Here is an 11,496-nt window from a genome sequence, read left to right as displayed (position 1 = left end):
GCGACACGGCGATGGAGGAGGCCACCTTCCTCTCCCGCTTCGCCAAGTCCGTGACCATCGTCCACCGCCGCGACACCCTGCGCGCCTCCAGGACCATGCAGGACCGCGCCTTCGCCGACCCGAAGATCTCCTTCGCCTGGAACAGCGAGGTCGCCGAGATCCACGAGGCCGATGGGAAACTCGCCGGGCTCACCCTGCGCGACACCGTCACCGGGGAGACCTCCCGCCTCCCGGCCACCGGCCTCTTCGTCGCCATCGGCCACGACCCGCGCACCGACCTGGTCACCGGCCAGACGGACCTGGACGACGAGGGCTACCTCAGGGTCGCCTCCCCCTCCACGCGCACGAACATCTCCGGTGTCTTCGGCGCCGGTGACGCGGTCGACCACACGTACCGGCAGGCGATCACCGCGGCCGGCTCCGGCTGCGCGGCGGCGCTGGACGCCGAGCGGTACCTCGCCGCCCTCGCCGACGCACCCGCCATGGCCACCGCCGTCGCCGTCGACTGACGGCACCCGCCCCACCCCCTGTGAGGAGACCCGCATGGCCCTCAGGAACGTCACCGACGCATCCTTCGAGCAGGACGTCCTGGGCAGCGACAAGCCCGTGCTCGTCGACTTCTGGGCGGCCTGGTGCGGCCCGTGCCGCCAGCTCACCCCTTCCCTGGAGGCGATCGCGGCCGAGCACGGCGACGCCATCGAGATCGTCAAGCTCAACATCGACGAGAACCCGGACACCGCCGTGAAGTACGGCGTCATGTCGATCCCCACGATGAACGTCTACAAGGGCGGCGAGGTCGTCCAGACGATCGTCGGCGCCAAACCGAAGGCCGCCCTGGAGCGTGAACTGGCCGACCACCTCGGCTGAGCGGCCACGCTCGACGGCCACAAAGAAGGACCGGCTCCCCGAGGGGCCGGTCCCTTGCGTCGTACAGCCGCGGAGGCGGTGGCCGATGCTGTGGTGGTGCGGCTGCATCCGGTCGGTTGGGCCGGTCCCTTGTGCCGTGCAGCCGCGGAGGGCGGTGGCCGAAACCGTGTCGGTGCGGCTGCACCCGGTCGAGGGCCTGGGGCGCCAGTGATCCGACCGACGGCTGGAGGATCGCGCGCACCTTGTTCAGGCCGTCGTAGTCGACCGAGTACCAGGACCAGGTGCCGCGGCGTTCGCGGTTCGGAAGCCCGGCCTCCGTCATGCCCTGAGGCGTTGTAGCCGCACCTGACGGGGCTGTTTGCTCGCAACGCCCCACCATGTCGATCTTGAGCGTAGGCGGGGGAGACGGCGGGCCTTGGGCTCGATACGGTGTGCAGAACGCGTCAGAACCGGCGCGGGGTGTGCCGGGAAGTCTGGTCGGCGTCCGTAGGACCGTGTGCCCTTTTCCGCCGACGCCCCGGAGGCACCCCGCCGTGTCCGATGTTCGCGCGCGTTCCTATTTCCTGGGCCTGCTTCCGCTTCCCGAGCGTCAGGCCGTCGCCCGAGCACTGCGGACCGAGACAGTCGGTGGCCTGGTCCTCCTCGCTGCCGCGGTGCTGGCGCTGGGGTGGGCGAACAGCCCCTGGAGCGGTTCGTACGAGGAGATACGGGATTTCCACTTCGGGATACCGGCCCTCGGCCTGGACCTGTCGGTGGGGCACTGGACGGCGGACGGGCTGCTCGCGGTGTTCTTCCTGGTCGCCGGGATCGAGCTCAAGCGTGAACTGGTCGTCGGCGAGCTGCGTACCCCCGCGACCGCGGCGCTGCCGGTGATCGCCGCGGTGTGCGGAATGGCCGTGCCCGCCGCCCTGTATGCCGCGACCGCCGCGGCGGGCGGCGGGAGCCTGGACGGGTGGGCGGTGCCGATGGCCACCGACATCGCGTTCGCCCTCGCCGTGCTCGCGGTCCTGTCCACCCATCTGCCGGCCGCGCTGCGCGCGTTCCTGCTGACCCTCGCGGTCGTCGACGACCTCGGGGCCATCCTCATCATCGCGGTGTTCTTCACCTCCGACCTGAACCTGTGGGCGCTGGCCGGGGCGTTCGCCGGACTCGTCGTCTTCCACCTGCTCCAGCGGGCGCGGGTACGCGGCTGGTGGTGGTACGTCCCTCTCGGCGTCACGGTCTGGGCGCTGATGTACAACGGCGGCGTCCACGCCACGGTCGCCGGGGTCGCGATGGGGCTGATTCTGCGCGCCACCGGTGACGCAGGCGAGACGAAGTCCCCGGCCGCCCGGGTCGCGCACCTGGTGCACCCGGTCTCGGCCGCAGTCGCGGTGCCGCTGTTCGCGCTGTTCGCCGCCGGAGTGAGCATCAACGGCGCGGCCCTGGGCGAGGTCTTCGCCAGCCCCGAGCCCCTCGGCATCGTCATCGGTCTGGTCGTGGGCAAGACCGTGGGCATCTTCGCCGGGGCGTACCTGGCCACACGCTTCACCCGCGCCCGCCTCAACCCCGACCTGGCCTGGGCCGACGTGCTGGGCCTCTCGGTGCTGGCAGGGATCGGCTTCACCGTGGCCCTGCTGATCGGCGAACTCGCCTTCCCCGACGGCCGGACCGGAGAGCACGTCAAGGCGGCGGTCCTGATCGCCTCCGTGCTCGCCGCACTGCTCGCAGCCGCCCTGTTGCGCCGCCGGAACAGGATCTACCGGCGCCTGTACGAGGCGGAGAACCTCGATGCCGACGTGGACGGCATCCCCGACATCTACCAGCAGGCCCAGTCGGCCGACGCCGGGCCGGACAGGCAGGGCACCTGATGGGCGGCGGCGAGGCGTCGCTGCCGCAGTGCAGGTCGATGCCGACTGTCCGCCGGGAGTCGCGAGCGCGTGCGCCTGCCTGTTGTCGAGATGTCCCGACTGTCACCTGTGAATCGCAAACCCGAACTGCAACCGACGGACGTTGAGGAGCCGGGCCGCAATCGCCGTCCGGTCTGCAACTGCCAGAGCCCTTCCGTGCCATGCCTGACCTGGGCGGTCGTGGATTTCGTGGCACTGAAGCGCAGGGCAGGAGCGGAGCACTGTCACTGTCACTGTCACGGTCGCGCCCGTCGCGCCGGAACATGGCTTCCCGGCGGCTGGTCCGGCAGGCGGAGCGCCGAAGGTCGCGGACTTCGGCGCCCAGCAGGGCGGGGGCGCATGCGACCTTCGGCCGGCAAGGAGGGCGGGGCGTAGGTCTGGCCAACCCTGATCTGCGTACGGCTGGTTCGCGCGGTGCTGTACGCCGGTGAACCAACCAGAATCGCAAACACGGAGCCGCCCCGTGCCGCACCACGGTCACGAAGCCCCACGGTCACCTGTACCGGGCCGCGGGGGCTCCGGGGTGGGGGGAGAGCTGGCCGACGGAGGGAAAGTGACACCGCCCGGTACAGGTACAGGTACAGGTACCCGGTCCGGGTCCGGGGCCGGCTCCGGGGCCTGCACGGACGGCCCGGCTGCGAAGCCCAGGCGGCCCCGGGTGGCGGCCAGCAGGATGAGCGCCGCCGTGACGGCGGCCATCAAAAACGCCTGGGAGCCCTGCTTGTCCGTCAGCTCCGGGAACATGTCGGCCCAGGCCATGGAGAAGAAGTTGTTGACGCTGGTGTGCAGCAGCATGACCAGCGGCATGCTCTCCCCCGAGCGGTTGAACACCCACGTCATGACGGCGCTGAAGGCGAGCGCGGTGACCATGAACTCCACCACGCCCATCAGGTCGTGGCCCCGCCCGCCGCCCCAGTCGGTCAGGAAAAGCGGCAGGTGCCATGCGCCCCACAGGACGCCGACGACGAGGGTCGCGACCAGCGGGCCGTAGCGGTTCTGCATCCGGGGCATGGCGAACTCGCGCCAGCCAGGCTCCTCCGCGAGGCCGGTCGTGATCATCTGGATCAGCAGGCCGGGCACGTACATGGCGAGCACCATGGCGCCGGGGAGTGTGGGTTCGGTGTCCGTCAGCGCGACGGAGGCGAGGGTCAGCGCGGCGGGGACCGAGACCATCACCAGCAAGTACCACTGCCAGCCGACCCGGAGCTTGGTCATCCGGGCCCGCCAGTTCCGCAGTCCCTGACGGCCCTCGGTCAGGGAGGTGATCAGCAGGGCCGAGGAGATCGGGCCGAGGTACGCGCCCGGCAGGACGCCAAGGATCTGGCCCGAGCCGCCGGAGCCGAAGTCGTGGTGCCAGACGCCCAGCCCGTTCTCCGACAGGATGTACGGCGTCCAGGCCAGCCAGGTCAGTGCGTACGCGAGGAAGAAGAACCAGGTCAGCGGGGCGCGTTGGAAGGCGCCTCGGATGCCTGAGGTGGTCTGGACGGTCACCGCGTGTCCTCTCGGATGGGGCTGGTGTGATGCGTCCAGCACACCAACTCCGGGGCCGCGGATCATTCCCGTGAGCGCCCCGGAACGGGGTACAGCAGGCTGTACCCGGACCAGGCGCCGGGTGTCCTCCAAGTAGTGCAGGACGACGGCCACCCGCCGGTCGACCCGGTCGGCGAAGGAGGGGTCGAGCTCGGCCACACGCTTTCCGAATGTTCGTCCGAGCATTCAGAGGTGATCAGGAGCGTCCTGACCTGCGGCGAAGAGGGTTTACGGTCGCGTGGGGGACGGTGCTGAACAGGGGTGAACGCAACCAGAACTGCAACCAGCGGACAGCGGGTACCTGCTGTACCTGCTGTATTTGCTGGTCGGAGGGCTTGTGGCGTCGTTGTCGGGGCTGCCTTGCCAACGGCGTCCGGATGCGCCGCACGGAGTCGATCAGCCCGGTGGCCACCGGAACGAGCTGCAGAGGTCGCTGCCGTTGACGTTCAAGGGGGTCGCGTCGCCTCTCGGGCAATTCCGATCCAGCCATGGCCGACTCGCGCCCTTTTCACGCTGCCTCAGGCTGCTCGGACTGCGGTACAGGGACCAGCAGGGAGGGCTTCACCGGTGGTTCGTTGCGTCCGGCCCGTACGATAGGCGGTACCTCGTGTGGGTGTGGAGGCGCGATGAGCTCGATGTATCCGGAGTACGCGCAGTGGCTGAGCCAGGTGCGGCGTTCGATGAAGTTGCCCAAGGCGGTCAAGCTGCTGTTCGACCAGGGGCGCCTGTACATGTCGCCGGTGACGGAGGCGCACAGTGAGGCGGACGATTCGATCCGCTCCCAGCTGGCGGAGCAGCTGGGCGGGGAGTCCGGTCTGCACGTCACACGTGACAAGGGAGTACTGCCAGAGCTGGACGGGTACATGCCCGAGCCCGATGTGCTGGTGGTGGACGCGGGCGTGATCGGCCCTGGAGATGCGTTCGTCGAGCAGAAGCATGTGCATTTCGTCGCGGAGAGCGTGTCCCGTTCGACGGTCGGGCAGGACTACGGGCGCAAGCTCAACCAGTACGCGGCGCGCGGGATTTCGACGTATCTGATCGTGGACGTGCTGACTGGGGAGTGCGTGCTCTACCAAGTGCCGAAGGGCGACGAATACACCTCGGCCGTGCCTTACCGCTTCGGCGAGGAGATCGGGTTCAGCCTGGCCGGGGTCGAGGTTTCGGTGCGCGCTGACTTCAAGAAGATCCGCTGAGGCTGCTCCCCCGGCCTTGGGGGCACGGCTCCGTGGCCCTGCCCGTGGTTTCGTGTGCACGCCGGGACCGGCTGTATCGCGGCGCACACCCACAAGCACGGCACGGGCAGGCCCTCGATCGAGTCGGCCGACGGGCGCTCCTTCAGCCTTGACCGGGATGAGCTTCCTCGGCCTGAACGCGGGGCCGCTGACTGTGCCGGTCCGTGTGCGGTGCCCACGAGGGTGCGTGTCAGCCGACGGGGTAGCCCTGGGCGAGGGCGGACTTGCGGAAGGCGGGGAGCTTGTCGAGGGGGACGGCGAGGTGGCGTTCGCCGAGGCGGGTGCAGTGGGTGCGGGTGCGGCGGTCGGTGGCGAGGAGGGCCGCGACGGCCGCGTCCGCGCACTCGACGAGGTGCACCGGCCCGGTGTCGCGGACCTGGCCGACGCGGCGGGCGGCGTCGGCCAGCAGGGTGGTGACCGTCTGCGGGAGCGGAGCGGCGGTGGCGTCCAGATACCGGCGGAGTTCGGCGAGATCGCGGCCCGTGTCGACGGCGGCGAGCAGCGAGGCGGAGGTCAGAGCCCACACGCGGTCGCCGGTGCGCTCGGCGAAGGCGTCGAGGAGGAGGGTCTCGGCGGGGGCGAGTCCGTCGAGGGCCACCACGTCGTGGTTCGGGAGCACCTTCAGGCCGCCGGTACTCTTCGGGGCGGTGCCGGCCGGTGCGGGTAGGTAGGTGGCGGTCTGCCCGGTGGCATAGGCGCCGAGCGGGTTGAGGCGGAGGGCGAGGAGGCCGTCGTAGCGGCTGATGCAGTCGGTCCAGTCGGCGCCCCAGTTGTCGCGGTAGTCGTCGCGGGCGCCCACCGGCGGTCGGTGGTCCACGTCGATCAGGCCGAGGACCGCGGCGTACTCGAAGAGCACGGCGAGGGTGTAGCGGCCCTGGAGGAGTTCCCAGTTGTGGAACCCGTCGTAGCCGAGGCTGCCGTGTTCGGGGTCCTCCAGGTAGAGCTTCCACAGGGCGCGCTCACTGCGGGCGATCCTGGGATCGTGACCGGCCTTGCGCATGGTGCGGAAGAGGGTGTCGACGTCGGTCCACTCACCGGGTGCGCAGGCGGCCAGGGCCGCGCCGACCTGGGCCCGGCGTGGTTTGACAGCGGTGAGGACGTTCGCCGCGCGCTGGCCCTTGATCGCTTCGACGCGGGAGAACTCGTCGATCACGCCGCGGCTGAGCCAGCGCCGCCACAGCAGGGCGAGCGTGTCGTGTGTCGGTTTGGTCAGCGCCGCCCTGCCGTGTGCGGTCAACGCGAGTTTTCCGGAGGTGAGTTCGGCGAGTCCGCCGGCCTGGAGCAGCAGCGGCCAGGCGAAGGACGCGATCGGTTCCTCGGCGTAGAAGTCGCCGCCGCTGAGCGCTTCCGCGACTGCCTTGACCGTCGCTGCGGACGGGCGGAGTGTCTTCTCGCTGCAGCGCAGCCGGCCTGCCGCGCACAGCTGAAGCACCGCCTTCAGGCTGGCCTGCGCCTCGTGCTCGGTCGTGCGTACCTGACGCTCGTCGTGCTCGTCGTGGTCGCTGGTCACAGGGGCCCCGTCCCCAGGACGTAGTCGTAGTTGCCTGCGCCGCAGGTGTGCTCCAGCGTGCGTACGATCTTCCGCGCGTCGTCGCGTGGGCCGTTGACGTAGAACGGCTTCCCCTGGCGGCCGAAGCCGATCCGCGGGGCGGCCGGGCCGGGCTCGCCGAGGTGTACGGCGGCCTGTGCGAAGTCCGGCGCGGGTTCGAAGCCGAGGGCGCGGGCGTAGGCCACACCACCGTGCACGATGCTCTGCGCCTGCTCCAGGCCGATCCTCAGCGGCGGTTGTGCGAACGCCCGGTAGTAGTCGCGTACGTAGGCATCCAGTGATCCTCCGCCCATCACCTGTGGGCCGACGGTGTCCTTGACGCCGAGGCAGTAGACGTCGACCAGGAACCCGCAGAGGGTGACCCGGCTGGCCCGCTCCTGGCGGGCGATCAGGATCTGGGCGAAACCGGCGACCTCGGGATTCCCGGAGCCTTCGTCGTCCGCGCGCGCCCAGTCGGTGGCCGCGGACAGCTCCAGGCCGGTGCTCCAGCCGACGTTCACCCAGCAGCCCACCACCGGGCGAGTGGCCGGCGCGGCCGTGCTCTGCTGTTCGTGGGCCACCTGGCGCACCAGCGCACTCGCCCGGGCCGGTTTCAGTCCGAGGGCCCGCGCGATCTGCTTCGGTCCGCTGCCCTTCTCCCGCAGCGACCGTACCTGGGACAGCAGTTGCGCATCGTCGTCGTTCACGGGGCCATTGTTCCGCAGCGCTGGGGCGTCAGGTGCGGGGATCGGCTGTTCCCGTTGTCCCCGGAGGGGGACGTGCGTGGGCACGCGGGCCCGAGCCCTATGTTTCCCGGCCGCCCGTCCCTCCGTGCCGGGGACGGAGTTCCCGTACGGGTGAGACGGACACCCGGGGTCCCGCTGCTCCGTAGAGTCGGATCGAGACGACACGGCCGCGGGAACAGGGAGGATGGAGCGATGGCCAAAAGCGCGAGGGAGCGGCTGGGTGTGCTGCTCGGCGGGTCGAAGGCGGCGGAGTTCAGCGCCCGGCTCGAAGCACCGGCGGACGGCGTCTGCCTTGAGGTGGCCGGGGTCGGACCGGTGCGTCTGCCGTTGCGCGCGCCGCAGGTGAAGAAGCTGATCGCGGTGGCGCGCCCGGCACTGTTCGGCCGGGGGGAGGACACCCTGAGCGACAGCAGCGTGCGGGACACCTGGCAGATCCCGCCGGACCAGGTCACGCTGGGCGGCCCGGCCTGGCCGACGTTGCTCGACGGCGCGCTGGAGCACTTCCGCGACGAGCTCGGGCTACCGGCGTCGACCCGGCTGCGGGCCGAGCCGCACGCGCTCCTCGTGTACGGCAAAGGGCAGTTCTTCCTCCCCCACCAGGACTCGGAGAAGGACGACGCCATGGTGGGCACGCTGGTGCTGTCGCTGCCCTCGGCACACACCGGCGGCGAGCTGGTCATCGGGCACGCCGGGCAGAGCCGGACCTACCGTGCGTCGAAGACGGAGCTGAGCCTGGTGGCCTTTTACGCCGACTGCCCGCACGAGGTGACACCGGTCAGGAGCGGCTACCGGGTGACCCTCACGTTCAACCTGCTGGCCGAGCGAGGGGCCCCGGAGCAGGAGTCCGGCCCGCTCGACGACATGGCGCACTGCCTGGAGCAACACTTCAACGCACCGGCCAGGCCGCGCTACGGCGGCCGGCACCTCGATCCGCCCCGTCGTCTTGTCTACCTGCTCGATCATGAGTACACCCAACGTGGTCTCGGCTGGGACCGGCTCAAGGGCGCCGACGCGGAGCGTGCCGCGCTGCTGCGCGCCGCGGCCGCCCAGGCGGGGTGCGAGACGGTACTCGCCCTCGCCGAGGTGAAGGAGACCTGGGACGCCACTCCGGCCGGGTACGACCCCTGGGACGACTACGGCTACGAAGAGGAGGACGAAGAGGGAGAGGGAGACGAAGAGGGAGAGGGAGAGGGAGAGGGAGAGGGAGCAGCCGCGGTCGACGGCGCGGGTGCCGACGAGGACTACGAGCTCGGCGAGCTGATCGACGACGAGATCACCCTCGACTGGTGGACCGGTTCGGACGGCGCCGGCGGCGAGCAGATCTCGCTGTACGTCCGCGACTACGAGAGCTGCGCCAGTACCCCGAGTGCGGACCTGAAGCCCTATGACTCCCAGTACGAGGGGTACATGGGCAACTACGGCAACACGCTGGACCGCTGGTACCGGCGGGCCGCGGTCGTGGTGTGGCCACGAGTGCGGGCCTTCGCGGCGCGCGGTGAGGCCGGATCGCGGTGGGCACTCGAGGAACTGCAGGCGCGTATCACCAAGGGCGACCGGGACGGCGCACGCATCGCGGCCGAGTCCCTCGCGCCGTTCTGGAAGGGCAGCGGTGTACAGCCCGGGCAGCTGGGGAGCGCGCTGCGGGTGGCCGAGGGCCTTCAGGCGCCCGGGACCGCCGCGATGCTCCTTGAGCCGTTGCGGATCGACGCGCTCACTCCGGAACACGCGGACGACCTGGCCGCGGTGGCGAAGCGGTACGGCGTCCCGTGGCTGGGCCAGGTCACCGAGGGCTGGTTCGGCGGCGCGCAGAACGGCTTCGAGGAACACCGGTACGACTGGACCGAGCGGCTTCCCCAGCTGTGCGCGGCGCTGAGCTCCGCCCGGAGTCCGGAGGTGGCGCAACTGCTGTCGACCGGGGCCTGGGCCCAGGTGGGCGGTGAGCTACGGCTGTGGGCCGAAACCGGGCCGGCCGAGATCCGCCGCGCGCGGTTGGAACGGCTGAGCCTGCCGCTGCTGCGCGTTCTGGAAGCGGCCGACGCGAAGCTGCGCGGCCGGATCATGGCAGCGTTGCGTTCCTTCCCGGACACGGTCCTCGAGTGCCTGCTGCCGATGCTGCGCCACGCGGCGCGGGAACAGGCGGGGTGCGAGCCCCGGGCGGCGGGGCTCGGAGCGGTGGCACAGGAGTGCGGGGACCGGCTCGGCGCGCTCGCGCGACGGGCGCCGCGCGCCGCGGATGACTGGTCAGTGGCGTGGACCGGGTGCGGCTGTGAGCTGTGCGGCACCCTGGGCGCGTTCCTCGGCTCCCGTTCGCGGCAGACGCTGGAGTGGCCGCTGGCGAAGGACGGGCGGCGGCACGTGCACAGCAGGATCGACACGGCCGAGCTGCCTGTAGACCATCAGACCAGGCGGCAGGGACGCCCCTACACGCTGGTGCTGACGAAGACCGAGGAGCTGTTCACGCGCGAACGGGCGACCCGCCGCCAGGCCGGAGCCGACCTGACCTGGCTGGCCTCGACATGGAACCTTTCCGGCGAGGTCGGAGCCGACCCGAGGCCGTGACACGAGGCGTGGTGCAAACGGCTACTGATCTCGGACGTGCGCCGGACGGCCAGTGGTTTTCTCGGCAGGTGTTTGCGATCTGCCCACGACGATGCCCGTGAGGAGCTTGAGCGGGCCGGTGTTGGTGACGTCCAGGGCACGTTCCAGGGCGGGGAACATGCTCAGCAGAGTGCCGCACAGCCGGTTCACCGCGCGGTGCGGTCCTCGACCAGGTCTGCCCGCCGCTCGGCCTGATCTGATAGCCATGCCCAGCGGGCGTGCCGGCCAGGTCTCTACGACAGATGGGGTGCGCGGGCTCACCTCGTGATCGAAAGGCGGATGAGGACGCTGCGGAGATCGATGTCGCCGTGTCCTCCCGGTACCACCCCAGCCTTCATGTACATCTGCTACATTCATGACATGAGTGAACCAGTGATCGAATCCATGGCGGATGTCCGCAGTCACCTCGCTGACGTCATCGATCGCGCCCGCCGGGAGGAAACTCCGACGATCATCACTCGGCGTGGCAGGCAGGAAGCCGTCGTGATCGACATCCAGGAGTACCAGCGCCTGCGTGAGATCGCGGAGAACGCCGAGGAGGCGTGGCTCAACCGGTTGGCCGACGAAGCCGAGTCCGAGGGTGTGGAGGGGACGGTCTCGCTCGAAGAGATGGCCGCCCTGCTGCGCGCTGATCAGGGCTGACCTGATGGGGTACGTCACGCGCTTCACGCCGCACGCTCAGCGGGACATGCTCAAGGTCTCGCGCCCGGAAGCCCTGCGCATCCTGTACCGCCTCGCTGAACTCCAGAAAGCGCTGGACGTCGGCGACACCGCATCGTTCGACATCAAGGCCCTCCAGGGGCACAGCGCCCGCTGGCGGCTCAGGGTCGGCGACTACCGCGTTGTCTACACCGTTGAGGACGGCCGGCTGATCGTGTGGGTTCTGGCCGTCGGCAACCGATGCGACATCTACCGCCAAGTTCCGTAGGCCCTCCGCGGTGCAGGTTGGTGCCGACTGCCCGCCAGGAGTCGAGGGGTGTGCGCGCGCCCGCTTGTCGAAATGTTCTGAATATCGCCCATAAGTGCAACCAGAACTGCAACCACGCACGTCGAAGGGCCCCACCGCGAACGGTGGGGCCCTTCGACATCGTGCCCGGTGAGGCACT

At 70.3% G+C, this 11,496-nt stretch carries 10 protein-coding genes and 1 pseudogene; 7 read left to right on the top strand and 4 right to left on the bottom strand.

What is annotated here, in order from left to right:
- The 3 genes from RB628_RS37465 to nhaA all read left to right on the top strand — a co-directional run.
- Window positions 1–509 (top strand): NAD(P)/FAD-dependent oxidoreductase (locus tag RB628_RS37465; protein WP_318325111.1); only part of this gene is annotated, 509 nt, incomplete at its 5' end.
- Between the two features lie 34 nt (window positions 510–543).
- Window positions 544–867, top strand: a complete 324-nt coding sequence (gene trxA, locus RB628_RS37460) for a thioredoxin (protein ID WP_318325110.1) — start codon at window positions 544–546, stop codon at window positions 865–867.
- Between the two features lie 533 nt (window positions 868–1,400).
- On the top strand, window positions 1,401–2,717 hold the full coding sequence (gene nhaA / locus RB628_RS37455; protein WP_318325109.1) for a Na+/H+ antiporter NhaA: 1,317 nt from the start codon (window positions 1,401–1,403) through the stop codon (window positions 2,715–2,717).
- Window positions 2,718–3,233: 516 nt separating this feature from the next.
- Here the strand turns inward: nhaA and RB628_RS37450 are convergent.
- Complete coding sequence (locus RB628_RS37450; RefSeq protein ID WP_318325108.1) at window positions 3,234–4,445, bottom strand: type II CAAX endopeptidase family protein; 1,212 nt, start codon at window positions 4,443–4,445, stop codon at window positions 3,234–3,236.
- Between the two features lie 467 nt (window positions 4,446–4,912).
- Here RB628_RS37450 and RB628_RS37445 point away from each other — a divergent pair, with 467 nt between their 5' ends.
- Window positions 4,913–5,479 (top strand): Uma2 family endonuclease, encoded by a 567-nt coding sequence (locus tag RB628_RS37445; protein WP_318325107.1) that lies wholly within the window; start codon window positions 4,913–4,915, stop codon window positions 5,477–5,479.
- 229 nt (window positions 5,480–5,708) lie between these two features.
- Here RB628_RS37445 and RB628_RS37440 read toward each other — a convergent pair whose 3' ends face one another.
- Both RB628_RS37440 and RB628_RS37435 read right to left on the bottom strand, forming a co-directional pair.
- Window positions 5,709–7,028 (bottom strand): helicase-associated domain-containing protein, encoded by a 1,320-nt coding sequence (locus tag RB628_RS37440; RefSeq protein WP_318325106.1) that lies wholly within the window; start codon window positions 7,026–7,028, stop codon window positions 5,709–5,711.
- The gene (locus tag RB628_RS37435) at window positions 7,025–7,753 is read right to left on the bottom strand and encodes a hypothetical protein (protein ID WP_318325105.1); all 729 of its coding nucleotides are present in this window, start codon (window positions 7,751–7,753) and stop codon (window positions 7,025–7,027) included. The genes RB628_RS37440 and RB628_RS37435 overlap by 4 nt, the downstream gene beginning before the upstream one ends.
- 231 nt (window positions 7,754–7,984) lie before the next feature.
- On the opposite strand from RB628_RS37435, the gene RB628_RS37430 reads away from it, so the two are divergent.
- Entirely contained in the window at window positions 7,985–10,351 is a 2,367-nt protein-coding gene (locus tag RB628_RS37430; protein WP_318325104.1) for a 2OG-Fe(II) oxygenase, read from the top strand.
- Window positions 10,352–10,414: 63 nt separating this feature from the next.
- Here the strand turns inward: RB628_RS37430 and RB628_RS37425 are convergent.
- Window positions 10,415–10,575, bottom strand: a pseudogene (locus tag RB628_RS37425) (IS110 family transposase); the annotation flags it as partial.
- A 175-nt stretch (window positions 10,576–10,750) separates the two neighbouring features.
- Between RB628_RS37425 and RB628_RS37420 the strand changes: the two are divergent.
- Both RB628_RS37420 and RB628_RS37415 read left to right on the top strand, forming a co-directional pair.
- A complete protein-coding gene (locus RB628_RS37420; RefSeq protein WP_318325103.1) occupies window positions 10,751–11,032 on the top strand; it encodes a type II toxin-antitoxin system Phd/YefM family antitoxin in 282 nt (93 codons plus the stop codon).
- Window positions 11,033–11,036: 4 nt separating this feature from the next.
- Window positions 11,037–11,318, top strand: coding sequence for a type II toxin-antitoxin system RelE/ParE family toxin (locus RB628_RS37415; protein ID WP_318325102.1), 282 nt, complete (start codon window positions 11,037–11,039; stop codon window positions 11,316–11,318).
- Window positions 11,319–11,496: the final 178 nt, after the last annotated feature.

This window comes from Streptomyces sp. ADMS, assembly GCF_033441795.1.
GTDB lineage: Bacteria > Actinomycetota > Actinomycetes > Streptomycetales > Streptomycetaceae > Streptomyces.
Note: the sequence above shows the minus strand (reverse complement) of the source record. Positions and strands in the feature narration are given on the sequence as shown.